The sequence below is a fragment of the Novacetimonas sp. GS1 genome, from assembly GCF_036686925.1.
GTDB classification, from domain to species: Bacteria; Pseudomonadota; Alphaproteobacteria; order Acetobacterales; family Acetobacteraceae; genus Novacetimonas; species Novacetimonas hansenii.
The window spans coordinates 845,387-870,896 of record NZ_VSZP01000001.1 but is presented as its reverse complement, the minus strand read 5'-3'; the positions used below and the strand labels follow the sequence as shown (position 1 = coordinate 870,896).

28 protein-coding genes, 1 pseudogene and 1 riboswitch are annotated in these 25,510 nt (G+C 63.2%); of the genes and pseudogenes, 13 read left to right on the top strand and 16 right to left on the bottom strand.

The window, feature by feature from the left end; genetic code table 11:
• Positions 1 to 38: 38 nt before the first annotated feature.
• The 11 genes and pseudogenes from FYB92_RS03980 to FYB92_RS03930 all read left to right on the top strand — a co-directional run bounded on the left by FYB92_RS03980 (position 39) and on the right by FYB92_RS03930 (position 13,999).
• The gene (locus FYB92_RS03980) at positions 39 to 629 is read left to right on the top strand and encodes an acyl-CoA dehydrogenase family protein (RefSeq protein WP_332828206.1); all 591 of its coding nucleotides are present in this window, start codon (positions 39 to 41) and stop codon (positions 627 to 629) included.
• The gene (locus tag FYB92_RS03975; protein WP_332828970.1) at positions 595 to 1,371 is read left to right on the top strand and encodes a hypothetical protein; all 777 of its coding nucleotides are present in this window, start codon (positions 595 to 597) and stop codon (positions 1,369 to 1,371) included. Before FYB92_RS03980 ends, FYB92_RS03975 begins: the two co-directional genes overlap by 35 nt.
• Complete coding sequence (locus FYB92_RS03970) at positions 1,368 to 2,813, top strand: NtaA/DmoA family FMN-dependent monooxygenase (protein ID WP_062809484.1); 1,446 nt, start codon at positions 1,368 to 1,370, stop codon at positions 2,811 to 2,813. Before FYB92_RS03975 ends, FYB92_RS03970 begins: the two co-directional genes overlap by 4 nt.
• Positions 2,810 to 3,985, top strand: a complete 1,176-nt coding sequence (gene ssuD / locus FYB92_RS03965) for an FMNH2-dependent alkanesulfonate monooxygenase (RefSeq protein ID WP_003621809.1) — start codon at positions 2,810 to 2,812, stop codon at positions 3,983 to 3,985. The genes FYB92_RS03970 and ssuD overlap by 4 nt, the downstream gene beginning before the upstream one ends.
• A 17-nt stretch (positions 3,986 to 4,002) precedes the next feature.
• A complete protein-coding gene (locus tag FYB92_RS03960) occupies positions 4,003 to 5,769 on the top strand; it encodes an FAD/NAD(P)-binding protein (protein ID WP_332828205.1) in 1,767 nt (588 codons plus the stop codon).
• Complete coding sequence (locus FYB92_RS03955) at positions 5,766 to 7,268, top strand: MFS transporter (protein WP_003621807.1); 1,503 nt, start codon at positions 5,766 to 5,768, stop codon at positions 7,266 to 7,268. The genes FYB92_RS03960 and FYB92_RS03955 overlap by 4 nt, the downstream gene beginning before the upstream one ends.
• A 97-nt stretch (positions 7,269 to 7,365) precedes the next feature.
• Positions 7,366 to 7,890 carry a flavin reductase family protein gene (locus tag FYB92_RS03950; RefSeq protein WP_075596401.1) on the top strand — a complete coding sequence of 175 codons (525 nt, stop codon included), beginning with the start codon at positions 7,366 to 7,368 and terminating at the stop codon, positions 7,888 to 7,890.
• Positions 7,891 to 8,032: 142 nt separating this feature from the next.
• Positions 8,033 to 10,358, top strand: a pseudogene (locus FYB92_RS03945) (TonB-dependent receptor domain-containing protein).
• A gap of 131 nt (positions 10,359 to 10,489) precedes the next feature.
• Positions 10,490 to 11,869 carry an LLM class flavin-dependent oxidoreductase gene (locus FYB92_RS03940; protein ID WP_003621803.1) on the top strand — a complete coding sequence of 460 codons (1,380 nt, stop codon included), beginning with the start codon at positions 10,490 to 10,492 and terminating at the stop codon, positions 11,867 to 11,869.
• Between the two features lie 244 nt (positions 11,870 to 12,113).
• Positions 12,114 to 12,222, top strand: a riboswitch (SAM-I-IV-variant riboswitch).
• A 45-nt stretch (positions 12,223 to 12,267) separates the two neighbouring features.
• The gene (gene metA, locus FYB92_RS03935) at positions 12,268 to 13,236 is read left to right on the top strand and encodes a homoserine O-succinyltransferase (protein WP_048858817.1); all 969 of its coding nucleotides are present in this window, start codon (positions 12,268 to 12,270) and stop codon (positions 13,234 to 13,236) included.
• 559 nt (positions 13,237 to 13,795) lie between these two features.
• Positions 13,796 to 13,999: a molybdopterin-binding protein gene (locus FYB92_RS03930; protein ID WP_003621800.1), complete on the top strand. Its 204-nt coding sequence runs from the start codon at positions 13,796 to 13,798 to the stop codon at positions 13,997 to 13,999.
• 118 nt (positions 14,000 to 14,117) lie between these two features.
• Here FYB92_RS03930 and FYB92_RS03925 read toward each other — a convergent pair whose 3' ends face one another.
• Positions 14,118 to 15,014, bottom strand: a complete 897-nt coding sequence (locus tag FYB92_RS03925; RefSeq protein WP_332828204.1) for a LysR family transcriptional regulator ArgP — start codon at positions 15,012 to 15,014, stop codon at positions 14,118 to 14,120.
• A gap of 76 nt (positions 15,015 to 15,090) precedes the next feature.
• Between FYB92_RS03925 and FYB92_RS03920 the strand changes: the two genes are divergently transcribed.
• Both FYB92_RS03920 and FYB92_RS03915 read left to right on the top strand, forming a co-directional pair.
• Entirely contained in the window at positions 15,091 to 15,705 is a 615-nt protein-coding gene (locus FYB92_RS03920; RefSeq protein WP_196758592.1) for a LysE/ArgO family amino acid transporter, read from the top strand.
• A 27-nt stretch (positions 15,706 to 15,732) separates the two neighbouring features.
• Complete coding sequence (locus FYB92_RS03915) at positions 15,733 to 16,053, top strand: multidrug efflux SMR transporter (protein ID WP_332828203.1); 321 nt, start codon at positions 15,733 to 15,735, stop codon at positions 16,051 to 16,053.
• 174 nt (positions 16,054 to 16,227) lie between these two features.
• Here FYB92_RS03915 and FYB92_RS03910 read toward each other — a convergent pair whose 3' ends face one another.
• The 15 genes from FYB92_RS03910 to FYB92_RS03840 all read right to left on the bottom strand — a co-directional run bounded on the left by FYB92_RS03910 (position 16,228) and on the right by FYB92_RS03840 (position 25,448).
• On the bottom strand, positions 16,228 to 16,368 hold the full coding sequence (locus FYB92_RS03910) for a hypothetical protein (protein ID WP_332828202.1): 141 nt from the start codon (positions 16,366 to 16,368) through the stop codon (positions 16,228 to 16,230).
• Positions 16,365 to 16,565 carry a hypothetical protein gene (locus FYB92_RS03905; protein WP_003621791.1) on the bottom strand — a complete coding sequence of 67 codons (201 nt, stop codon included), beginning with the start codon at positions 16,563 to 16,565 and terminating at the stop codon, positions 16,365 to 16,367. The genes FYB92_RS03910 and FYB92_RS03905 overlap by 4 nt, the downstream gene beginning before the upstream one ends.
• 6 nt (positions 16,566 to 16,571) lie before the next feature.
• Positions 16,572 to 16,994 carry a hypothetical protein gene (locus FYB92_RS03900; protein WP_332828201.1) on the bottom strand — a complete coding sequence of 141 codons (423 nt, stop codon included), beginning with the start codon at positions 16,992 to 16,994 and terminating at the stop codon, positions 16,572 to 16,574.
• A 129-nt stretch (positions 16,995 to 17,123) separates the two neighbouring features.
• Positions 17,124 to 17,459 carry a hypothetical protein gene (locus FYB92_RS03895; protein WP_075596405.1) on the bottom strand — a complete coding sequence of 112 codons (336 nt, stop codon included), beginning with the start codon at positions 17,457 to 17,459 and terminating at the stop codon, positions 17,124 to 17,126.
• Positions 17,460 to 17,461: 2 nt separating this feature from the next.
• Entirely contained in the window at positions 17,462 to 17,953 is a 492-nt protein-coding gene (locus tag FYB92_RS03890; protein ID WP_075595107.1) for a hypothetical protein, read from the bottom strand.
• On the bottom strand, positions 17,950 to 18,384 hold the full coding sequence (locus tag FYB92_RS03885) for a hypothetical protein (RefSeq protein ID WP_332828969.1): 435 nt from the start codon (positions 18,382 to 18,384) through the stop codon (positions 17,950 to 17,952). Before FYB92_RS03885 ends, FYB92_RS03890 begins: the two co-directional genes overlap by 4 nt.
• 108 nt (positions 18,385 to 18,492) lie before the next feature.
• Positions 18,493 to 18,798, bottom strand: coding sequence for a hypothetical protein (locus tag FYB92_RS03880; RefSeq protein WP_332828200.1), 306 nt, complete (start codon positions 18,796 to 18,798; stop codon positions 18,493 to 18,495).
• Positions 18,799 to 19,150: 352 nt separating this feature from the next.
• The gene (locus FYB92_RS03875; protein ID WP_332828199.1) at positions 19,151 to 20,287 is read right to left on the bottom strand and encodes a hypothetical protein; all 1,137 of its coding nucleotides are present in this window, start codon (positions 20,285 to 20,287) and stop codon (positions 19,151 to 19,153) included.
• On the bottom strand, positions 20,284 to 20,856 hold the full coding sequence (locus FYB92_RS03870; RefSeq protein WP_075632426.1) for a DUF2612 domain-containing protein: 573 nt from the start codon (positions 20,854 to 20,856) through the stop codon (positions 20,284 to 20,286). Before FYB92_RS03870 ends, FYB92_RS03875 begins: the two co-directional genes overlap by 4 nt.
• Position 20,857: 1 nt before the next feature.
• Positions 20,858 to 22,075: a baseplate J/gp47 family protein gene (locus FYB92_RS03865; protein WP_075625159.1), complete on the bottom strand. Its 1,218-nt coding sequence runs from the start codon at positions 22,073 to 22,075 to the stop codon at positions 20,858 to 20,860.
• Positions 22,062 to 22,415 carry a hypothetical protein gene (locus FYB92_RS03860; protein ID WP_003621772.1) on the bottom strand — a complete coding sequence of 118 codons (354 nt, stop codon included), beginning with the start codon at positions 22,413 to 22,415 and terminating at the stop codon, positions 22,062 to 22,064. The genes FYB92_RS03865 and FYB92_RS03860 overlap by 14 nt, the downstream gene beginning before the upstream one ends.
• A gap of 15 nt (positions 22,416 to 22,430) precedes the next feature.
• Positions 22,431 to 23,144, bottom strand: coding sequence for a Gp138 family membrane-puncturing spike protein (locus FYB92_RS03855; protein WP_003621770.1), 714 nt, complete (start codon positions 23,142 to 23,144; stop codon positions 22,431 to 22,433).
• Complete coding sequence (locus FYB92_RS03850; protein WP_332828198.1) at positions 23,101 to 24,042, bottom strand: baseplate hub protein; 942 nt, start codon at positions 24,040 to 24,042, stop codon at positions 23,101 to 23,103. The genes FYB92_RS03855 and FYB92_RS03850 overlap by 44 nt, the downstream gene beginning before the upstream one ends.
• Positions 24,032 to 24,343 (bottom strand): hypothetical protein, encoded by a 312-nt coding sequence (locus tag FYB92_RS03845; protein WP_332828197.1) that lies wholly within the window; start codon positions 24,341 to 24,343, stop codon positions 24,032 to 24,034. Before FYB92_RS03845 ends, FYB92_RS03850 begins: the two co-directional genes overlap by 11 nt.
• A 373-nt stretch (positions 24,344 to 24,716) precedes the next feature.
• Positions 24,717 to 25,448, bottom strand: coding sequence for a hypothetical protein (locus tag FYB92_RS03840; protein ID WP_040512814.1), 732 nt, complete (start codon positions 25,446 to 25,448; stop codon positions 24,717 to 24,719).
• Positions 25,449 to 25,510: the final 62 nt, after the last annotated feature.

Here is a 25,510-nt window from a genome sequence, read left to right as displayed (position 1 = left end):
GAATCGTTAATTCCTGCATCACTTTCCCAGAGGTCGCCATGACAGGTCCGGCACATCCTTCACATGATCTCCCCACCCCCCGGCACGACGCCATCGCGCGGCTGCGGGCGGTGTTTGCACGCATTGCCCAGGGCGCGGTGGAACGCGAACACAGCCGCACGCTGGCGCGCGATGCGGTACAGTGGCTGGTGGATGCGGGGTTCGCGGGGCTGCGGGTGCCGGTGCGCCATGGTGGCCTTGGCGCAAGCCTGACGGAAACCTTCGCGCTGTTATCCGAACTGGCGGAGGCGGATTCAAACCTGCCGCAGATCTTTCGCGCGCATTTCGCCTTCGTCGAAGCCCGCCTGCGCGAAGGCGACACGCCACAGGCCGCGCGCTGGCTGGACCTTGCGGGACATGGCGCGGTGTTCGGCGCGGCGATGGCCGAACTGGGCGACAGCACGGGCGTGCGCACCACGCTGCGGCGTGAGGGGGGGGACGGCGGACACTACGCTATGGCGGCTGGATGGGGTAAAATACTACTCCACCGGGACGCTGTATGCATCATGGATCGTCGCGGTCGCGGCGGATGGGCCGCATCGCATTACACTTGCCGTGCCGACCACCGCGCCGGGGGTGGAGCGCATTGACGACTGGGACGGGTTTGGACAACGCCTGACCGGCAGCGGCACAACGCGCTTTGACGCCGTGGTGGTGCCCGATGAAAACATCCTGTCGCGCACGCCGCTGTCGCAATTCCCGACCGAGGCGTATTTCACGACCTATTACCAGCTTTTCCACCTCGCCACGCTGGCGGGGATCGGGCGCGCCATCGTGCGTGACGCGGTGGCGTTCGTGCGGCCACGCACCCGCACGTTCGGTGTGCCCGGACAGGTGGCGCAACGCCATGACCCGCTGGTGCAGGCGGTGGTGGGGCGTCTGTCGGCGCTTTCCTTCTCTGCCGATGCGCTGGTGGAACGGGTGGTGGCGTCACTGGCGGCGGCATATCCGCAATGGGTCGCGGGCGCGGATGACGGCCCGGAACTGCAACGCGCGCTGACCCATGCCTATCAGGCGCAGCAGGTGGTGGCCGAACAGGTGCTGTCGGCGGCGACCACCCTGTTCGAGGTCGGCGGCGCCTCCGCCACGAGCGAGGCGCGACGCCTTGACCGCCACTGGCGCAATGCACGCACGCTGGCGTCGCACAACCCGCTGATCCAGCGGCAGCGTGAACTGGGCGATCACATACTGAACGGTACACAATTTGGTGCGCAATGGCAGGCCCGCGCCACGCAGGCCGCGACGGGGGCGGACGCACAGCCAGAGGTACAGGCCGGGACGCAGGTTGGGACGCAGGTTGGGACACCCCCGCGCAAGGAACATGCGGCATGAGCGCACGCCCGAAACAACTGCATGTCAACCTGTTCGAAATGGCGTGCGTCAGCCATATCGTCCACGGCATGTGGCGCATGCCCGGCAATAACCGCCACCGCATGGGGGAAATGGCGTACTGGCTGGAGGTTGCGAAACTGTCGGAAGAGGGGCTGTTCGACGCGGTATTCCTGGCCGACGTGATCGGCACCTATGACCGTTTTGGCGCAGGCGACGCCCCCGCCCTGCGCGAAGGGGTGCAGATCCCCAATCTGGACCCGCTGATGCTGGTTCCCGCCATGGCGGCGGTGACGCGGCATGTCGGCTTTGGCGTCACATTTTCGACCACCTATGAACCGCCCTTCGCCTTTGCCCGGCGCATGGCGACGCTGGACCTGCTGACGGGCGGGCGTGTGGGGTGGAACGTGGTGACGTCATACCTGCGTTCGGCGGCGCAGAATTTCGGCCTTGACGACGAAATCCCCCACGACCGCCGCTATGCCATCGCGGATGAATACATGGATGTGCTGTACAAGCTGTGGGAGGGGAGCTGGGATGATGCGGCGGTGCGCAATGACGCGGCGGCCGGTATCTATACCAACCCCGACGCCGTGCGGCGCATCAACCATACGGGCACGCATTTCCGCGTGGCGGGGCCACATCTGGTACAGCCGGGACGGCAGCGCACGCCGGTCGTGTTTCAGGCCACCGGGTCGCCCGCCGGGCTGGAATTCGCCGCCCGCCATGCAGAAGTCGTGTTCATCGGCGGGCAGACCACGGCGGACGTGCGCGCCAATATCGCGCGCACCCGCGAACGCGCCCGTGCCCATGGGCGTCATGGCGATGACATCCGTTTCATCGTCATGGCGGGCATCGTGACCGACACGACTGATGCGCTGGCACGCAAAAAGCTTGAGAAATACCAGCAATATTACAGCACCGAAGGCGCGCTGGTGCATGCACAGGCGGAAATTGACCTGCGCCGTTACGACCCGAACGAACGCATTGGCGACGTCCTGCGGCGCGAGGGCGTGACCTTTGGCAACATGAACCGTCGTTTCCGCCCCGACCAGACCATCGGCAGCGCCCTGCGCCAGATCGCGACCTTTGACGAAGGCCGCTTCTTCGCCGTTGGCAGCCCCACAACCGTCGCCACACAGATCGAGGGATGGCTTGATATCGACGGTGTCGATGGCATCAACCTGCGCCAGTACCATTCCTTTGATACGGCGCGCGACTTCATCGACCTCATCATCCCCGAACTGCAACGCCGCGGGCGTTACCGCACGGCCTATACGCCGGGGGAAAGCCTGCGCGAACGCCTGTTTGAACGCCCGGGGCAGGCCCGCCTGCCGGAGCGTCACTTTGCCGCGCGATACCGCGACCCGGCGGCGCTGCATGCCCCGGCCGCGCCGCTGTTCCCCGACGAACCCGCCCCCTCCCCCCTGTCGAAGGCATCATGACCATGTCAGACACCTATTCCGTTCCAGAAAAGATCAACGCCCTGTGGTTCCTGCCCACCCATGGCGACAGCCGCTATCTCGGCACGCAAAAGGGCGGGCGCCCGGTGGACCTGCCCTATCTGCAACAGGTGGCGCAGGCGGCGGACACGCTTGGATATTACGGGGTGCTGATCCCCACCGGGCGCAGTTGCGAGGATAGCTGGGTCGTCGCCTCCGCGCTGGCGCCACTGACGCGGCGGCTGCGCTTTCTGATTGCGCTGCGTCCCGGGCTGCTGTCGCCCACGCTGGCCGCGCGCATGACCGCGACGCTGGACCGGTTTTCACAGGGGCGGCTGCTGATCAATATCGTCACCGGGGGCGACCCGGCGGAAAATGCGGGCGACGGGCTGTTTGCCGACCATGCCACGCGGTACGAAATCACGGACGAATTCCTCGACATCTATCGCGCGCTGCTGCGTGGGGAACATGTCACGTACGAGGGCAAGCACATCACCGTACGTGACGGCCACCTGCTGTTTCCCACATTGCAAAAGGACGGGCCGCCGATCTATTTCGGCGGATCGTCGGAGGCGGCGTCCCACGTGGCGGCGAAATCGGTGGACAAATACCTGACCTGGGGCGAACCCCCCGCGCAGGTGGCCGAAAAGATCAGCCATATCCGCGCCCTGGCGCGCGCACGCGGGCGGGAGGTGTCGTTTGGCATCCGCCTGCATGTCATCGTGCGCGAAACCACGGCCGAAGCCTGGGCCGAGGCGAACCGCCTCATCAGCTATCTTGACGATGCAACCATCGCCAAGGCGCAGTCGGTGTTCGCACGGATGGATTCCGTGGGACAGTCACGCATGAGCGCGCTGCATGGCGGGCAGCGTGACAGGCTGGAAATCAGCCCCAACCTGTGGGCGGGCGTGGGGCTGGTGCGTGGCGGCGCGGGCACGGCGCTGGTGGGGGATGCGGCGACGGTGGCCGAACGCATCGACGAATACCGCCGCCTTGGCATCGATACGTTCATCTTCTCCGGCTATCCGCATGTGGAGGAAGCCTATCAGTTCGGTGAACGTGTGCTGCCGCTGCTGCCGACGGCGCATCCGGTGCGCGCGGGCGCAACGCCCAACAACATGGGGCCATTTGGCGAAACCATCGCAGGCGACCACCGCCCGCCCCACGCGGCCTGAAGGCGGGAATGCGCGTCATGGCCACGACCTTGGCTGATACACTGTCAGATACAGTGCCCGACACGTTGCCCGTCCCCCATATCGCCATCATCGGCGGGGGCTTTTCCGGCGCGGCGCTGGCATGGCACCTGACGCGCAGGGAGGGGGAGGGTGATGGCGCCGATGCCGGTGGGCCACCCGCGCGGCGCGTCACCGTATTCGAACCCCGCCCCACCCTTGGCGCGGGCGTGGCCTATGGCACGGCGGACCCGCATCACCGCATCAACGTCACCGCCACGCGCATGAGCCTGGATACCGACAATCCGGGGGATTTCATGGACTGGATCGTGCGCACCGACGCGGTGGCGGGCGACGATGCGGCCTGCCGCCCTGATGGCACATGCTTTCCCGCGCGTGCGGTCTTTGGCCGTTATGTCGCCGCGCGCATCGCCCCCCTGCTGGCATCGGGGAAGGTGACACACCACCGCGCCAGCGTGGTTGCGGCATACAGGCGTGATGATAACCGGTGGGTCATCACCACCAGCGATGGGGCCGAGATGGTGGCGGACATTGTCGTCATCGCCACCAGCCATCCGCCGCCACGCCCGCCGGGGCCGCTGCGTGCGCTGTCGCTGCGGCCGGGGGCGCATCCCGTGCTGGTGGCCAATCCATGGAACGCGGGCGCGCTGGATGACATCGCGCCCACGGACCGGGTACTGGTTGTGGGGACGGGGTTAAGCATGGCCGACGCCATCGCCACGCTGGAGGCGCGCGGACACCGGGGGCCTGTTGTCGCGATCTCGCGCCGGGGGCAACGTTCACGCAGCCATGCCACGCGGGAGGTCGATGCATTCGGCGCCTTTACCACCCCGCCCGCACGCACCGCGCGCGACGTGCTGCGCCGGGTGCGCGCCACCCTGCGCGACAATGCGCCACAGCCATGGCAGGCGGTGGTTGACCGCCTGCGTGAACAGGCCCCCGACATCTGGGCCGCGCTGCCGCTGCCTGAACGCCGGCGCCTGATCCGGCACCTGCGCCCGTTCTGGGACACGCACCGTTTCCGCCTTGCCCCCCCGACGGAAGATATCGTGCGCGGGCGCGAACGTGCGGGCCTGCTGACCTTCATGGCCGCGCGCCTGACACATGCGCGGGTGGAGGACGAGACCTTTCGCGTCACCCTGCGCCATGGCAACGGCCATGCGCGTGAGGCGGCGTTCGATGCGATCATCACCACCACCGGCCCCGCCCATGGCGACATCATCGCGGCACAGCCCTTCCTTGCCGGGCTGGCGGCGCGCGGGATGGTGGAAATGGACCCGACGGGGCTGGGCCTGCATGTCGATGCGCTGGGCCGGGCCTGTGTGGGCACCCACCCCGAGGCGACGCTGTTTGTTGCGGGGCCGCTGGCACGCGGGCGCTTTGGCGAGCTGATGGGACTGCCGGAGGTTTCGCGTCAGGTGGCGCGTCTGGCCACCGTCCTGCGCGCGCTGGTGGCGCAGGGCGCGCACCGCGACAGCGCCGCGCGCCACGGTAGCGACCGTCACAGCGCCGACCACACCATTACCGACCGCGCCAATACAGACCGTGCCGATACCGACCGTGCCGATACAGACCATGCCAGTGCGCCCGCGCGCACGCCGCAGCCGGAGCCGGAGCCCGCGTCCCCGGAACCTGCGCATCCGGAAGCTGAGCATCTGGAAGCTGCGCACCGGAAACCTGCGCACCGGGACGGTTTGCATGAGGACATTTCGCATGGGGACATCGCCCGCCCGGACATCCCCCAGCATGAACAGGTGACATCATGAACGCCACCCCCCGGCCCGCATCCCCACCCGGCCCCGTGATGGAACATGGCCGCCCCGTCGTGCGCGACGCCGATGACATTTCGGCCATCATCAATGCAGGCCCGCGCGCGGGGGGGCATGCGCGCATTGTCGTCGCCCTTGCGCTGGGTGGCGTGTTCCTTGACGCCTATGACCTGACGACGCTGTCATGGGGCATCAATGACGTGCAGGCGCATTTCCACCTGTCCGCGTTCCAGACCGGGCTGGTTGCCGCCGCGCTGAATGCGGGCACCATCGTCGGCAGCATCGCGGGCGGGTGGCTGACGGACCGGATCGGGCGGTACGCGGTGTTCATGGCGGACATGGTGTGCTTTGTCATCGCCGCACTGGTCGCGGGGTTCGCGCCGACGGCGGGCGTGCTGATCGCCGCGCGCTTTGCCATGGGGTTCGGGGTGGGCATGGACCTGCCGGTGGCCATGGCGTTCCTGTCGGAATTCTCCCGCCTTGACGGGCGCGGCAGCAAGGCCGCGCGGGCCGCCGCGTGGTGCCCGACATGGTATGCGGCATCGTCGCTGTGCCTTGTCATCGTCCTGGCGCTGGCGCAGGTGCTGCCGGCGGGGCATTCACAATGGCTGTGGCGGGCGTCACTGGCGTTCGGGGCGGTGCCCGCGCTGATAATCATCATGGTGCGCGGGCGGTATATGAGTGAATCCCCCGTCTGGATCGCCCGGCGCGGCGATCTGGTGCGTGCGGCCGACATCATCCGCCGTTCCCACGGGGTGGACCCGATCGTACGCCCCCGGCCCACGCCGCCGCCCGTCCCCGCGCCCGACCCGCGCCGCCTGCTGCGCGCGCCACTGCTGCGGCGCGGGCTGCTGATTGCGGGAATGACGCTCATCAGTTCGTTTTCATACTGCGCCATCATCTTTGGCATGCCCGGCCTGCTGGGCGCGATGCTGCATGCCAGCGCGGTGCAGGTGCTGGTCATTTCCGTTGTGCTCAACCTGCTGGTGGCGTTTCCCGGCGGGCTGCTGGGGGTGCGGCTGACGCGTTCGGTGCGGTCGCGCCTGCCGCTGATGTGGGGATATGCCTTACAGATGGCCGGCGTCGGCGCGCTGGCGCTGGTGGGGACGCCACATGACAGCATCGGCTCCGCCATCGTCGTCGCGGGGTTCGCCGCCTTCATCTTCGCACAGGGATTTGGTCCCGGATGCCAGCTTATGGCCTATCCCACCCTCAGCTATCCCACCGAACTGCGCGGGATGGGCATCGGGCTGGCGCGACTGGTGTCGGGGGTGGGTTCCACCCTTGCGCTGACATTCCTGCCATGGCTGGGCACGCATCTGGGCACTGCGCTGTTCTGGCTGGTGCTGGCCGCGCCGTCGGGGGGGCTGGTGATGACGCTGGCATCACGGTGGGACGTGTTCGGATACGACCCCGACATGGACCCCGCCCTGCGCGCAGCCCCCGCCGCCGCCACGGTGCATATGCCCGCCCTGTCCGCCGAAAGCCGCGCCTGACCGGGGGCCACACCCGCCATGGCCGTGCGACCGTGTTCCGGGCGGCCGTGTTCCGGGCGGCCGCATTTCCCCTTCAACATGATCCGAGGACGAGACCATGACCGTACTGCTTGAAACCCGTCCCGCCCCCGTGGTTTCCGCCGCGACCTTCCGCGACGGCATGGCCGCGCTGGCAAGTGCCATCAGCATCGTGACCACCGATGGCGATGGCGGCGCACATGGCTTTACCGCATCGGCGGTGTGCAGCGTGTCCGACACGCCGGCGACCGTGCTTGTGTGCATCAACCGCACCGCAAGCGCGCACGCGCACATCATGCGCCACGGTGTTCTGGCGATCAACGTGCTGCATGCGGGGCAGGCGGGCCTGTCGGACCGCTTCGCCAGCCGTGCGCACACGATGGCCGAACGTTTCGCCGGGGCCACATGGCGGCGTGGACGCAGTGGCGCGCCGCTGCTGGACGGGGCGCTGGCGAACCTTGACTGCCGCATCAGCGACATCCGCGATGTCGGCACACATACGGTGGTGTTCGCCCATGTGATCGACATCGCGCTGTCGGCCGCGGCACAGCCCGCGCCGCTGCTGTGGTTCAACCGCGCATATGGCCGCACCGCAGCGCAATGACCCCACACCCCGACGGAGACGGCACCCGATGATGTCCCCCATCCCCGCACCTCGCACCCCGCACGGATCGTGTCGATGCTGATGCCCGATCCCCTCCCGACCTTCCCCGCTGCGACAGACATGTTCCATGGAACCCCCTCCTATGCCACGTCCCTTCGTGACTTCCCCACCTGACGCGCCCCCACGACGTCCGACGCACCGGACATTGGTTTTCGGTTCGTATCTTTTCAGTTCCACCATCTTCCTTCCCCATGCGCTTGCCGCGCCGGGCGGCGAAACGCAGGCCAGGCATGCGACGGTGCATGCCGCGCGCACGCCCCACGCGACGACAGCCCCCGATACGGCACGGGGCACGTCACGGGGGCTGTCACCGGCCGCGGTGCGCGCCGCCACACCCACCGCCACACCGCCATCGCGCCCGGAGGTCATCTCCGTCTCCCGCCAGCGCCAGACCCCCGCCACCCGCGCCGAAGCACGTCTGGCCTCCATCCCCGGCGCAACCAGCGTGATCGACGCGCAAAAGACGCTCAAGGGCCGCAATTTCACCAGCGCCGACGCCCTGTCGTTCCAGCCCGGCGTGTTTGCGCAATCCTCTGGCGGGGGGGGACGGGCTGCGCCTGTCGATCCGTGGGTCGGGCATCGCCACGGGCACCAACTATTTCCGTTCGGGCATGCTGATGATGTTCGACGGCCTGCCCGTCACCACGCCCGCCGGCACGCCCTATGAACTGTTTGAACCGCTGGGCCTGCGCTATACCGAGGTGCTGCGTGGGGCCAATGCGTTCGATTATGGTGGTCTGCAACTGGGTGGGGCGATCAATTACGTCACACAGACCGGATACGACGCACAGAAATACCAGGCCCGTGTGGAGGCCGGAAGCTTTGGCTATGTCAAGGAACAGGTCAGTTCGGGCGCGGTCATCGGCAAGTTCGATTATTTTGTCAGCGTGACCAATTCCTATCGCGGGGGGTATCAGGAAAACACCAAGGCGACGAGTTTCGGCATCAACGCCAACTTTGGTTATCGTTTCAATGATCGCGTGTCCACACGGGCATTTTTCCGGTATCGCCAGACGGTCAATGGCTATCCCGGCTATCTGACGCGCGACCAGATCCTGTCCGACCCGAAGCAGAGCCAGTCGCCCTATTATTCATGGGGGGCGCACCGCATCCAGCCGGGGACCAAGTATTACGGCGACATGACCACCATCCGCATTGACGATGCGTCGAAAATCGAACTTGGCTTCAATTACCAAGATGCGCCGATCGACATTGAAAACAACGCCACATCGCAGGTATGGGGATACAAGACCGTGGCGGGCGTGCTGAATTACGACCGCCATGACGTACTGTCGGGCCACAAGAGCGATACGCAGTTCGGCATCCTGACCTACAGCGACCTTGACGCGTGGCAGACCAACCATATCCGCGTCAATAGCGGGGCGAATGCCGGGCTGTTTGCGGGCCAGCCCCTGGGCGAGACGCTGCGCCATGTCAAATATGGGGGGACGGAAAATTATTTCCACCTGCGCAATAATACCGAGGTTGCGCATAACCTGTGGCTGACGGCGGCGGGCGCGCTGGCGTTCATCGGGCGGGAATCTGACGTGACCTATCCCAACCGGTCGCACCTTGGCACGTCGTCGGTCAATTTCATCCCGCGCGGGGGATTTCGCTATATCCCCTATCATAACATAGAGATTTACGGAAACGTCAGCCGCAGCATCCAGCCGCCCAACGACTGGAACTACAACTATGCCGGGGCATATTACAATGCCGCCGCATATCCGTTGCAGAATTATGCGGGGGAAAATTCGACATCGGGCCGGTTGCGCAACCAGACCGCGACCACGTTCGAAATCGGAACGACGGGCCATTATTTCCATAATAAATGGAGCCTGTCGTACTACCATTCCGCCGTGCGCAACGAACTGCTGACGGTGATGACCCCACAGTCGGAGGCGGCGGGCACGTCGATTTACGGCAATGCCTCGCCCACCACGCATCAGGGGGTCGAATTCTCGCTGGAGACGGAGTTGCTGAAATGGTCGGGCAATACGCTGTCGCTGCGTCAGGCCTATACCTATCAGGATTTCCGTTATCGCCATGATGCGGTGTTCGGGCATAACCGCCTGCCAGGCATTCCCGAACATTTCTATCAGGGGGAAATCCACCTTGACATGCATAACGGGTTTTACGCCGGGTTTAATGCGCAGGTCTCGTCAAAGGTCGGGGCGTCATATGACATGACGTATTTCGCACCGTCCTATCACATCTATAACGCCAATATCGGCTATGCCTGGCCGCGCAAGCATCGCGAAGTCTTCCTCAGCTTCAACAACCTTGCGAACAAGCATTATGCCGCCATTGTCGTGCCGGGATACCAGTCCGCGGGCAAGCAGCTTTCGGTCATGCAGCCCGGTGACGGGTTTGGCGTGTTTGCCGGTGTGTCGATGGGCTTTGACTGACGGATCAGGCGCCGGGTGGCCGGCGCCTGAACGATGGTTTTTGGAAAAACATATGAATATGACGTGTTTTTCAAGGAACACGGCATTGCGGAAACTCTTATGACCCAATCCTTGGCCACAGGGGGCCTGACATGAAGGAAATACGCCTTAACGCGTTCGACATGAACTGTGTCTCCCATCAGGCCAGCGGCCTGTGGCGGCATCCACGCGACCGTTCCGCACAGTACAACACCCTGTCCTACTGGATCGAGCTTGCGCGGCTGCTTGAACGCGGGCTGTTCGATACGCTGTTTCTGGCTGATGTGCTGGGTGTTTATGACGTGTATGGCGCATCGCCCGACGCGGCGTTGCGCAATGCATCGCAGGTGCCGGTGAATGACCCGGCAATGCTGGTGCCCGCCATGGCGGCGGTGACGCGCAACCTTGGCTTTGGCGTGACATGCACGCTGTCCTATGAACATCCCTTCCCCTTCGCACGGCGGATGTCCACGCTGGATCACCTGACGGACGGGCGGGTGGGGTGGAACATCGTCACCGGATACCTCAACAGCGCGGCGCGCGGCACGGGACAGGCACGACAGCACGGGCACGATACGCGATATGACATCGCGGATGAATACATGCAGGCGGTCTATGGCCTGTGGGAAGGAAGCTGGGAGGACGGAGCGGTGCTGCGTGACCGCGCCAGTGGTGTCTTTACCGATCCGTCCAAGGTACATCGCATCCGGCATGAGGGAAAATACCTCAGCGTCGATGCGATCCACCTGTGCGAACCCTCGCCACAGCGCACGCCGGTCCTGTTTCAGGCGGGGGCGTCGCCACGGGGGCAGGAATTCGCGGCGACACATGCGGAATGCGTCTTCATCGCCGGGCCATCGCGCGAGGTGGTGCGCCAGACCACAACGGGCATCCGCGAACGCGCCCGGCGCGCCGGGCGGGCACCGGGGGAACCGCTGGTCTTTGCGCTGCTGACGGTCATTACCGCGCCCACGCATGAAGAGGCGGTGTTCAAATACAATGAATACCAGCGCTATATCAGCACCGAAGGCGCGCTTGCGCTGCTGTCGGGATGGACGGGGGTGGATTTTTCGCAATATGCGCTCGATGCGCCCGTGCGCCATGTCCGCAATGATGCGATCCATTCCGCCATCGACAGCCTGACGGTCATGGACCCCGAACGGGTATGGACGGTGGGGGAACTGGCGCGGCATGCGGCGATCGGCGGAATGGGGCCGACCATCGTGGGCAGCCCCGCCGAAATCGCGGACCAGATGGAGGCATGGGTGGCGCAGACCGGCATTGACGGCTTCAACCTTGCCTATGCCGTCGCACCGGAAACGTTCGAGGACATCGTGGATCTGGTCATCCCCGAACTGCAACGGCGCGGGCGTTACAGGACGGCGTACCCTCCCGGCACATTGCGACAGAAGCTGTTCGGGCGTGGCGACCGGCTGGGTGCGGAACATGCCGCACGGCGCGTCGTGCGCGAACGCGTGCAGACCGACGACTGACTGCACGGCCCCCTACCCTGCCCTGCCCTGCCCGGCCCTGCCCGGCCTGCGTGCCCAAGGGGCGGGGCGGGGGAGCGGATTTTTTGAAAACACGGTGGCAGAGGGTGGCTTTCACCTTGTTTATCAGCACGTTGTTCCCCAACACAACCGCCGCCGGGGTCCTGCGCGCCCGCAGGTCACGGCTTCACAGGGTGGGGAGAATGCTTTTCGGGCTTGAAATACCACACGACCAGGCATAGAAGGATCGCAGCATCAGGAGTTGGGGCGACGCCCAACGCCAACCTGCCATTCCGGGCAAGGTGGCGCTTCCGCAAGGAAGGATGTGGCCGGACCCGGCAACCAAACGGATCAAGCCACATGCGTCTGTCCCAACCAAGAAGTTGGAGAACGGACGTAAAATGCCAATCAAGATTCCCGACGACCTGCCCGCCCGCACCACGCTGGAGGGTGAAGGCGTCATGGTCATGGGCGAGGCCGACGCCATCCGTCAGGATGTGCGCCCGCTGCGGATCGGTCTTCTGAACCTCATGCCCAACAAGATCTGCACCGAAACGCAGATCGCCCGCCTGATTGGCGCAACGCCGTTGCAGGTCGAACTGACGCTGGTGCGGATTGGCGGCCATATCCCACGCCATACCTCTGCCGATCACATGACGTCGTTCTATCGCGCGTGGGAAGATGTGCGCACCGAACGTTTCGACGGGTTCATCATCACCGGCGCCCCGGTGGAGCGGCTGTCATTTTCCGATGTCACATACTGGGACGAACTGCGCCGGGTCTTCGACTGGACACAGACGAACGTGCATCGATGTCTCAATATCTGCTGGGCGGCGCAGGCGGCGGTGCATCATTTCCACGGCATGCCCAAACACTGCCTGCCGCAAAAGGCGTTCGGGGTGTACGGCCATCGCGTGCTGGTGCCTGCATCGCCGTATCTGGTCGGGTTTTCCGATGATGTCTGCGTCCCGGTTTCGCGCTGGACAGAGGTGCGGCGCGCCGACATCCCCGCCCACAGCGGCATGGCCGTACTGGCCGAAAGCGCGCAGACGGGGCTGTGCCTGCTTGATGACCCGTCGCACCATTCGCTGCACATGTTCAACCATCTGGAATATGACTCCACCTCGCTCGCCGATGAATATTTCCGCGATATCGCGGCCGGGATGGATGTCGGCGTGCCCTACGATTACTTCCCCGAAGATGACCCCACCCGCGCGCCGATCAACCGCTGGCGCAGCCATGCGCATCTGCTGGCGGGGAACTGGATCAACCGCATTTACCAGACCACGCCATTCGACATCACGCGCATCGGCCGCCCCCATGCCAGCCCCGCGCGTGTCCGTCAGGCCATTGCCGCAGGCCCGGCGTAAAGGGCCATGCCCCACATTGCCCGGTGGCGCCCTTTTGCAAACAGGCGGCACCGGGCAATATCCGCCATGCCCATGTCGCACAGGCAGGCTGTCGGATCGGGGATTTTTTACGCAACAACATTGCGTCAATCATGAAAAACATAAAACTATATTTTCATAAGAGATTATTTGAAAACAATTACTTAATAAAAAAACAAGAAAAGTTTTTGGGTGCTGCCTTTTTTCAAAAAGGCGGCGTCTTTCGAAGCTTTTTGGAAAAAGCTTCACCAAAAACCTTTATAATTTCTAGGGTGTTATCGAGCCTTACTTTTCAAACAGTCTCTTAACAGGGCGGCGTTCTGTCGAGGCTGTCTGGAACACTCCTTCGCCAGAACCTGCCTTATGATTTCGGGGCATTCCCTGTGCTGACTGTTCAAACATCCCCTTATCAATGGGGTGTTTTCAGGCGGTGCCTTATGCCGCATGACATGCATCAGGAATGCGATGCCACGCCGGTTTGCCACATGTCACCATTCGTGGATACAACAGGGGCCGGACATCATCAGCGGAGCATTCACACATGAAAATCAGCGCACGTAACCAGATCGCCGGGACCATCACCCAGATCACCAAGGGCGCGACCACATCGCATGTCAGCATCGACATCGGCGGCACGATCCTGACGGCCTCCATCACCAACGAAGCAGTGGCGGACCTGAACCTGAAGGTCGGTGAAGCCGCGACCGCCATCATCAAGGCATCCGACGTCATGGTCGGCGTCTGATAACGTCACGGCCTGCCCCTTTCCTGCAATGGAGTCGTATCAAAGGCCATCTCCCGGGCCGGATCGGAACGCCTGTACCATGATCTGGCTACGGTGAATGCAGACAGCGTTTAGTGTTCTAGACTAAACAAGAATGTCGAACACATTCATTTTTTAAGTGAAGGGTAAGGTCGTTCAATAACTTACTCTTCACTCTAGGTATGACCCAGTAAAGATCGATAGCAAGGCGATGGCCGGGAACGATTTCGATCAGACTGCCTTGAGACAGATATCTGTCCACGAGGCTGAGCGGCTGTAACCCCCATCCAATATTGTTGAGTGTAAAATCAAGGAAGCCGTGCGTAGAGGGAATATAATGTACCCGCTGCGGTAAATCTGTATTGTGCAGAGTACGCAACCACCGGGCCTCCAGGCCATCGTTTCGGTCGAAGCATATGCAAGGTGCGCTCTTAAACTCGATCGCCGTCGCTCCAGCGCTGAAGTATTTCGCTATAAAATCCGGAGAGGCACAAGCAACATACGGCATCGCCCCTAAGTGAATGGAGCTGCATCCGGGGACCGGGTCTGTCTGGGATGTGATTGCCGCTATAACCTCGCCTGATCGAAGACGCTCGGCTGTACAGGTCTCGTCCTCGACGAGAAGGTCGAGACAAACTCCTGCTTCTGTAGCAAAACATGAAACAGCTGCTGGAAACCACGTTGCGAGACTATCAGCGTTTACGGCAATTCTGAGAGTAACATCAGGAGAGGACAAGAGCCCTGACGTATGGGAAAGATGAGGAATCTCTGCCTCAAGCAGATGAACTTTGTCCAGATGTGTCACCAGGGCCTGCCCTAAATCCGTTGGTCTGCATGGCTGTCCACGGATAATCAGCAAGGCGCCCAGCCTGTCTTCATACCCTCTGACGCGTTGAGAGACTGCAGAAGCCGTGATGTTCAATTTCCTGGCCGCGCCATCAAAGGAGCCTTCCCGGATGACAGCGCTGACCGCCGCAAGAGCATTATAATCCAACATCAATAAAGGATTGCTTCATCAGGATAAGAAAAACAAGTTTTCCTTCATTGACTGCATTGCGTAGGAAGGCTGAATGATGCCTTTCATGATCAGCTTTCTTTCCGGGTTTGCGCTTTCTGCCTCGCTGATTGTCGCGATCGGCGCTCAAAATCTGTTCGTTCTTCGACAGGGCCTGAAGAACGAACATGTCGGTCCTGTTGTCCTTTTCTGCGGCTTCTCTGACGCTGTCCTGATTATCGCGGGGGTGGGCGGAATGGGGGCTTTGTTGGGGGCGCTCCCACAAGTCGCCAAAGGATTTACGCTCGCTGGTGCTGGATTTCTGTTTTGGTACGGTGTGAGAACGCTACGACAAGCTATGCGAACAGAGAGCATGACAGTCGCCAAGGGCGCTTCTGTCTCTTTACCAAAAGCCTTGGCTTCAGTCGCCGCGTTCACCTGGCTCAATCCGCATGTCTATCTCGATACGGTTCTCTTGATGGGTACGGCTTCGACAGCGCAGCCACTCCCTCTTAGACCATTTTTTGCAGCCGGGGCGGCATCTACCAGTTTTCTGTGGTTTGGAGCGTTAGGCTATGGCGCACGCTTTTTGCAACCGCTGTTTGCCACGCCAAAATCCTGGAAGATTATGGATCTTGTTATCGGGTGTATGATGCTTTTCCTTGCAATTCTTCTGCTGCGACAGGGTCTCTAAAATTTCTGAAAATACAGGAATATTTCAGTGCACTGGATTGCTCTTATCGTTGCGGGTATCTTCGAGGCAATCTGGGCTTCTGCTATGAAGCAGTCAGAAGGATTTTCGAAATTCTGGCCTTCCATGATTACGCTTGTCGGGATGCTCATTAGCTTTGGCCTTCTGTCTCTGGCTATGAAGTCACTGCCGTTGGGAACGGCTTACACTGTCTGGACAGGAATAGGCGCGGTTGGGGCATTCCTGGTTGGGATAGTTATCCTGGGGGAAGCGTTCACGCTGACCCGAGCTTTAGCTGCCATCTTCATTGTTTGTGGTCTCGTCTTAATGAAAATATCCAACCACGAGTAATGTGCTTCACCATCAAGACGCTGCAACCGACAACTGAAAGCTATCTTTCAATACTGTGTCCGCTTTGTTAGCCACATCTTCTCCCCCCATAACTACCTATCTGCTTTATGGATTTCAGCAGACAGGCAGCAGCATTGAGTGTGGACCTGCTATTTCTGGCACAGCCACAGCGGATCAGCGATCCGGGCTTCCCAGCGCCATGCGCACCGCCAGTGCGCGCCTTTGCTGACGCCACAGGAACAGCCCCACCCCGGCACCTGCCGAGATGAGGCCGCCTGCGAACCCGACCAGCAGGCCCGCGACAAAAAGGCTCACGATGCCTGAATGGCGGCGTTATCGGCCTTGCATCTGGCATAGATCGCCTCGATCTCCGCCAGGGTGGGGCCGGTGGTGCTTTTGGTGGTTTCCACCGCTTCCTTGATGGTGGCCCATGCTTCGGGGCCATATTTTTCAATCAGGGCCAGCACTGCGCTGGCCGCGCTGGCGATCGCGCCGATTTCCGTTACGTCCATGATGTGTCAGTTCCCCGCTGTGTTGGTGGTGGTAGCCGTGGTTTTGCTGCCGCTGTCGACGCAGGCCGGGGGCTGCTGCCCGGCCTTGATGCCGGTCCAGCAGGTTTCGAATGACGCAAAATCCGCCTCCAGCGCGGAAACGGCGGTGGCGGTGATCGAACTTCCCCCCGCGATCGAGGTTTCAAGGGATGCGATCTCGTCAAACACGCCCTGACTGGCGGATTTCACCAGCGTCTTTTCGGCGGCCGTCAACGTGACACCCGGCAGCTTGCCCGCCATCACGTCGGGCATGGGGGCGGCAATGACGTGATAGGCGCTGTCGATGTCATAGACCGACTGCCGCAGCTTGCCCTGCGGGCTGCTGGCGCAGGCGGCAAGGCCACAGGCCAGCACAAGGATAACAGGACGCAGGTTGGGTCGGTTGGGCATATCCGTGCCTCCATCAATATGTCGCCTGCGATGCGGCGACGGATCGTTAATGTTCTGGCGGTATAGACGGGGCGTGGCGTTGGCCGGGATCGACCACCATTGCGAAGGACCAACGTCACACTTCACACATCAGGCCGGCGGCCTGCTGGTGCGCGGCGCATTCGGGCGCGTATCGGCCGGATGCAGGCCCAGCGTCGCGGCGGCGGCGGCGCGCGACGTATCCTTTGGCACCATCACGGCCTTGCGGTCGGGCTGATACGCCGATGCGTTCCACCCGCGCGCCTGCGCCATGGCGGACACCACCATCCAGACGACCGCCGCGCGTGACCCCGCCGCAGGGGGCCGCCAGTAGCGCATGGCCAGCGCGGATGCGGCGATGACAAACGACACCCAGTCCACCACCGCGCCGACATAGGATGCGGGGATGAAGGGCAGGAGTTCGGACAATATCGTCGAAGGGTCCATGTTCACGCCTCGATCGCGCGCTGGAACAGGGCGATATGCGGCCCATCCGCCGCCCCCGCGCCCAGCGCCGTGTTGTAATTGGATTTCCAGTACCGGCACTGCGCCGCCGCATCATCGGCCGCAGGCAGCGGCCCCGGCGCGCGGTAATATTTCAGCCGCGCCATGGCGCAGGCATAGGGCAGGTTGCCCGGAAGCTGGGACACCCGCGCGGGCCATTGGGAGGCAAGGTCCAGCACCGCCCCGCGCAGGGAGGCCATGCGCGCATCCGACAGGAACGTGGCCCAGATATCGTCATGGGTGAAGGGTTCCATCTGCCACAGGCCACGCGCGGGGCCGGTGCCCCCTGATACGACCTGCGCCACATAGGTCAGGCCGCTTTCCGCCAGCGCCGTCCCGGTCAGCAGGCTGACCGCCGCATCCCCGCCCAGCCCGATATGCGCCAGGGCGGGGGCGACGATTTCATGCCGGAACTGCGCGATACACAGGCCGGTCATGGCCCGTATCCAAACGCATGGCGGCAGAACGACCATGCGGCATCACCGACCTGTCCCCAGCCAAGCAGGCCGGTCGCCAGCACGATGAACGTCATCGTCACCCATGAGGTCAGTTTAAGCCCACCCTCGATCCGCGCCAGACGGCCCGATATTTCCGTATCACGCGCGGTGGCCGTGTCGGTGATCGTGTCCACGCGTTCGGTGATTTCGCGCCGGGTCTGTTCCGCCGTTTCCGTCATCGCCCGCGTCAGGTCACGCCGCAGGTCGGACACCTGCGCCGAAACATTGCGCAACCCTTCGCGCAGGTTGTCATGCCCGCCCTCCACCCGGGCAAGGCGTTCGCGCACGCGCGCCAGATCCTCCACCGTGGCGCAACGGACGGGCGCACCACCCGCCGCACCACCCGGCGCCATGGGGATGGTCCGTGTCATGTCGTCGTTCATTCATTCTCCGGGCAATAAAAAACCGCCCCGAGGGACGGTGATGGCAGGTGCGTATGGCAGGCGCATATGACAGGGCATGATCCATGCAGTGCGCCGTCAGGTCGTGGTGGATGTCGCCGCGGTCGTGCTTGCCGCCGTGGTCGCGGTGGCTGTCGTGTGCGTTGTCGTCGTGGGCGTGGTCGTGGCTGCTGTCGTTGTTGCTGTCGTGGCGGCTGCGGGGGCGCCATAGGTGCTGCCGATCGGGTATTTGCGATCAGGGTCAGCAATGGCGGTGGTCCCGGCTGGGGGCGTCCATGCGGAGGCACCGTCCCATTCGACGTTATCGACCACGTATCCACCCGGATGCGCGCTGGTCGCGGCCGTCAGGTAAACGGCATAGGTCTGCACTGTTGCGGTTGTCATGAATGTTCCCCATCACGGCCATGGAAATGCGCCGGTGCTGTTGAGAGAGTGTTTGAAAACAGGAAAAGTCTCTGGGTGCTGCCTTTTGATCGAAAAAGGCGGCGTCTTCTGAAGCTTTTTGGAAAAAGCTTCACCAAAAACCTTTATAATTTCAGGGTGTTATCGCGCCTGACTTTTCAAACAGTCTCTGGGCTCGATTTTGCAGGCGATCCCCGATCCCCGGCCCCCATCGCCGCCGCCAATCCTGTGCATCCGCACATCACCCGGCTGCATTATGTGGATCGCGCGCGGTGGAATGGCCGACGCCCCGCCCCACGCCCCTGCCGGGACAGGTCCGTGCCCTGACATGCCGTTACGGCAGCCATTTGTAATAAAATTTGCCTGACGCACCGTTACCACCCGCATACGAATTCCCGGTGAAGCCAGAGTCATACGCACCCCCGCCACCTGCACCGGGGGCCGCACCGGACACACCGCCCAGATCCCCCGACCGTGCGCCGCCCACGCCCCCCGGCCCGACACCCCCGGAACCGGAAAGTTGCAGCGCCCCCGATTGCCCGTCCAGTCCGCAATTCCCGCAATCATTGCGAAACGTCCCGGACATGTCCGACGTCCCGGCAGGTGCGCCACCACCGCCCGCAGTATTGGTGACGGACGCCACCTGCCCCGCAAATCCGCTGGGCAGCCATTGCAGCGTCTGGCCTGCGCCATTCACGCACGACGTCTGCCCGCCGCGATATCCATTCCCCGAACTGGCATTGCCCGCACCACCAGAACCGATCGTGAAAACAAGGTGATCGCCGGGGGTTACGGTATAAATCCCCTCCATGATGCCGCCACTGCCGCCGCCTGCGCCGGAAAATGTCTGTGACGTGGTGGTGGCCGAACATCCCGTTGCGCCCGCACCCGCACCAATCCCCCGCAGGTAAACCCGTGTCACGCCAGATGGCACCACAACGGTGGTCGAGGCACTGACCGGATAAAGCGACGAGGACGCAAGGGACACATCCGTTGACAGCACGGCCTCCGCCGCCTCCGCCCGTGTGGTTTCCAACGCCAGTGCGGATGAAGGCGCAAGCCCCGTGAACAGCGATTGCCACGATGCCCCCGATGCGCCAGGCGTGGTCATGTTGTCATCAACGGTGGAGATGTAATACGCCCCCGCAACCGCCCCCGACACGATGGCGTTCAGCGGGTATCCACCGATCGCGGTTGCGAAATCCCCATCCCATGACCCGAAATATCCCGCCTGATACACCCGCAGCACGGATGTGATCCAGTTCAGGATGCCATTCATGTCCGCCCCCGATGGCGGGGTGCCACCGGCGGAAACCGGGTCGAATGTCACCGGCGGGAACCCATCCGTCAACGACGCCGCCCCCGCCGTCACCCCCACCTGTGAAGCCTGCGGGATCGTGCGGATATAGCTGGCCCCGGCACTGCCTGCAAAGGGAAGCGCGAATTTCGCGGGAAAGGAACTCTGTTTCACGAAACCTCCATACGGTAGGCAACAGCAACACCGGCAGGACGGGGCAGCACGCCCGAAGCCTCGACAATGGAAATCTCCACCGGGGTCAACTGAAAATCGAAACTGTAGGTCATGGTCATGTCGCCATTATCGGCAACCCACGCATTGCCCCGCCCGGCAAACAACGTCATCAGAATCGCATTCAGCCCGATGACCGACCCGTTGGTGATGTTCGCCATCGCCTTGGCATAGATCAGGATGCGCAACGCATCGTCGCCAAGGCTGTAATTCGCGGTGGAAACCGTGCCGTTATAAAATGGCCCCTGCCCAAAGGGCGCGGCAGAGGTATTGCCCGCCTCGCCAAATCCCCAGAACAGGTCTTCGGTTATCGTCAGGACACGGCTGATGCCAACAATGCGCCCCCATACATCCAGGCCATAGCCACGCGCCGTTTCCACGTTCCAGACCAGGTTATAAAAACCGTCGATGTTCGCGCCGGGGTCAATGCACTGGTTCCATGCGTCGATCAGGGTGCAGATGGTGGGGCTGCTGGCATACTGGCTGATGATCGTCTGTTGCACATTCTCCATGTCACACCAGCGCCAGCGTGATGTCGTCGGGGTCGAGCGTGGGGGCCTGGTTGATGTCCATCTGCACCGTAAACCCCGTGGGCATGGCGGTGGTGCCGATCGTGATTTCCACAATCTGCGCCCATGCGCCCAACCCCGCGATCCCGGCATAAAACCGGCTGGCATACAGGCGTGAAGCAATGCGCGCCCGCGTCCCGCCATCCGTGCCGTCAAACGCCGCCGCCACCGCCGCCTGCACCTGCGTCAGGGCGTCGGATGGCACGCAGGACGCGTTGCCCATCGACACGGCGACGAAAACCGGTGTCGGCGTCGCGTAATCGAACGACACGCCATAGGACGGCGCGGTGGTATAGGCCGCATTCGGGTCCGCAACCGTCACCATGGTGGTGCCGGTATAGCCACAGCCCGGCGGCTTTTTCTGCATGATCGCCAGCGCGATGGCCGCGCTGTCGCCACCCACCACGCAGGCATAGACACTGTGCGCGGCAATCGTCACCCCGCCGGTGGTGATGGCGGCGGATGTGGGATTGTCCGTCACATACGCATCCGTCACGCCCGGCACCGACAACAGCCCGCCAAGGATGGCGGCGTTGGACCCGATGGAATTCCCCGCCACGGTGGCGGCGCGCCGGGCCTCGAACGCGGTGCGGCTTTCCTGTTCCGCGCCGGTGACACCGGCCACCATGTTCGTGACCGACGTCAGGCCCGCCACCGACTGGTACAGCGAAATCGCCCCCGCCGGGCATGAAACCGGCCCCGTGGTGGTGCAGGCGAATTCCATCGCCAGCGTGCCAGTGGCCGGGATCACCCCCGCAGAGGTCGCGGCGTAATGATATCCGGCCCCGTCCTGCACCAGCGTGCCAGAGGGTATGACCGTTCCCATCGCCCCCACGCACATGCACGATACCACCGTGGCCGTGGCGGGATTGCGCGCGATGAAGTAAATGCGCGCAATTGCATCCTGCATCCGCCCCGATGCAAAGGCCGGGTCCACCCCGTTCGCCAGGGCCACGAACGCATCGTTGCAATCGCCGATGATGGCGGTCAGGCTGCTGGCCAACTGTCCCTGCGGGGTGGACAGGTCGGGATTGAGGCTGCCGCCAAAGGCCGCGCCGAGATCCGCCATCACCCCGGTCAGGACATCACTTTCGGCGGGTGCGACAAACCCCGTCGCACCAAGAGAGGCGGCAGGAACGGATGTGGTGCTAGAAACTGACACTTGTGGTCCCTCCGGTGGTTAGGGTGACAAGGATGGAGCCCGACAGCACGCGGTCCGCACCGATGGCCGTCAGGACACATCGCGCATCGGACACGCCCGATACCGCGCGGGCCGTGGCCTCCACCTGCGTGCGAAAGGCGGCGGGCGACTGCCCCACGCCAAGGACAAGGCGGAAATACGCAATCCCCTTTGACGTGTCGTACCAGCATTCCCCGGCAAAGGTCCGCACGGCGGTCGCCACGTCCTGCACCACGCAGTACGGCGCGGACGCCACGGCAATGTCGCGCGACGCCGTGACACACAGGTCCCACGTCGTGCGATCCAGAAGAAGTGAGGTCATATATGGCCCTGTGCGTTATGTGGGCGCACCCGTCGTGCCGGGCGCACCCGTGACCGGATGGGTATGCGACCGGCCCGAAACCGTGCCCGCGACCACATCCGTCCGGCCGGTGATGGTGCCACCGGCCGTGATGTCGCCGGTCGTGGAAACCGGGCAGTTGATCTGCATGCCGGCGGCGTCCACCGTGAACGTGCCGGCCGTTTTCACCCTCACCCCATTTCCCGTCAGCCAGATATATTCCTCTGGCGTGGCATTGAGGATGGGCGCGACATAGATTGCATCGGCCATGTCATGGATGCGGAAACTGCCCGGTGCGGCGGGCGCGCGGCTGGCCTTGGCGGCGCTGATGTCGCGCCCGCAGATGATGACCGCGCCCAGATCCCCCACACAGGGGTCACAGATGACCGCGCTTTTCCCGCCCTGCATGCGGACATACGGCACGTTGTGGATGACGCCGTGCGCCATGGACCGCCCCAACGCATCCTGCATATGGACCAGCGGCTGCACATCGACAAAGCCCACGGGGTTCAGCCCCACGCCATTGACCGCGACGACACGCACCGGCGTGTCCGCCCCCATCATCGCCAGCAGGCGACGGCCCACCGCCTCGACCGAGCCAAAGTCAGATCCCCCGTCCTGACGCGTCTGGAACCCGGGATAGGTCGTGTTCTGTATCGCCATCACATCATCCCCCCATGGCCGGGTTGCCCGTGCGCGTGGCCGCGACATGGGTGAACCATGCGCCGTCGGGCACCTCGCTTTCCAACTGGTGCGTAATCAGGTACGGCGCCCAGACACCGTCCGACGCCATGGGCACATCACCCTGCACCGCCGGGGTGGCCTGTATCCGCACCGGCGAAAGATAGGTGATGTCCGGGCGGAACAGCGTGCGAAACGACACGCCATCCTGGTTATAGGCGGGATAGCCAAGCATCCCGGTCGCGGCGCTGATGACCGGGGGCGTGGCCGTGTCATCGCCCGCAAGGTCACGCCCCCATGCCGTAAGGGTATTATCCTCGATCGTGATGACGATGCCCGCCGCATGGCGGATGCGTTCGATCCGGTCACGCGCGCAGCCCCAGCCGTAATAATCATGGATCATGACACCCCCCAGCCCATGCGTCACAAGGCCAAGCCCGCATTGCGCGGCAATGTCCGACAGCACCGTTTCCACCGACACCGCCCCGCAATACCCCCCCGGCGGCAGGGGCTGCACCTGCAACCCGGCAAGGGAACTGGCGGTGACGATGAACGCCACGTCCGGCGCGGTGGTGAAATCAATGAATGCCCCCACCACCACGCCACGGAACACCGTGACCATGCCGCCATCATGGGTGGCGCGCAGGGTGACGGTGTTGCCGCATGCCTGCATCTGCTGTTGCGGTGCATCGGCGGCCGGCATGGCCGACAGCACCGACAGGCGGTTCATCATCGACAGGGCCATCCCCCCCACCCGCAGGGACAGGGTGCTGCCACCCGGCAGGCCGGCATTCGTCACCTGCGCATGGCACCGCAGCCCCGACAGCGTGACGGTATCCGTCCCCCCTGCGCCGAACCCGCCCGACGCCACGCCAAAGCTGACCTCCAGCGCCTTTTGCGTGAAGGGTGCGACAGGATCAGGCGACATTCTGCCCCTCCCTGTAGGTCAGCACATACCGCCCCCCCAACCCGTCACAGGACGGGTCGGAGGTTCCTTCGAGGTCAAGGAACGCGAAATCGCCCGGCAGCCCGAAATAACCATCGCGCACGATCCATGTCCGGTCGCGGCACATGACACCGCACAACACCGGCATATCGCGACACGAAATATCGATGAACAGCCCGGTGGCGCGCTGCCGGATGTCAAGGCGCATCACCTGTTGGGACACGACGACATTGACCGACTGCGCCGCGATGGCGGACAGGGGAATGACCTGTGGGGTCGCCATTTATGACGCCTTTTCAAAAGGGTTTTTTGGGAATGGGGAATGCGCGAACAGATATTTCCAGACAGAGGCTTTTGCACAAAACTGTCTTGGGGACTGTTTGGAAACAGGCCACTGATAAAAAGAAAAGTTTCTGGGGGCTGACTTTTGATCGAAAAATGCGGCGTCTTTCGAAGCTTTTTGGAAAAAGCTTCACCAAAAACTTTTATGATTTCATGATTTTGTCGGACTTGCCTTCTCAAACACTCTCTTATGGCTGTCGCGATCCTGTCGGGTCGGGCGTTTCAAATAACGCGCAGAGATCACCTGACGCGGGATTTTTCAGAAATGCGCCCTATATAAAGGCTTTTTGGAAAGAGACCGACCAGACCCCTTATCAGATCACATCCGCCAGGCTGGCAAGCTGCGCCGTGGTGGCATCGGTGGCCTGCACCGTGCCGCCGGACCGCATCACCTGCCCTGCCGCCGTCGCGGTGGTGGCATAGGATTGCGTCGCGGTACAGCGCACCTCCACCACCATGACCTGCACCACCAGCAACGTGATCCCGCCGCGCGTTTCACGACGGTAACGATGGCCGACCACATTGACCGACGCCAACGAATATTCCGGCGTATGCACGGCATAGGTCGCGGTGTCGTCCTCCATCGCCGCAAGCGTCGCCAGAAATGACGCACGCACCATCCGTGCCCCGCCACCCGTCATATTGCCCCACGCGGCAATGGGGGAATATTGCGAAACAAGGCTGTCGAGGCCGCCGCTGCCTGTCTGCGACCCATCACACAGCATTTCAAGCAAAAAGCGACGGGGGGTGGCAACCTTGTTATAGGAAACAAAAGCCCCGTCTTCCTGCGGGGCGTCGGAAATGGCGTGCGCGCTTTCGAATTCCACCGCGCGCACATGCGCCGCCGTCAGGACCTGCGCCCCCGTGGCGTCGAATATCCCCCACAGGCTGGCGGCGCTGCTGATCTGGTAATCATCAAGCATGGTGCCCAGCGTGACCGAACCCATGGCCCGCACATCATCCGCAACATTCCCCAGAACGCGCGGCACCCCCTGCATCGACGGCAGATTCCATGTCGTGGGCATGGTGACGGGAATCATGGTCATGGGCATCTCCTGCATGATAGGCGGGCATTCCCGCACCGCATCGGCGTTAACCGCGCTGGTGT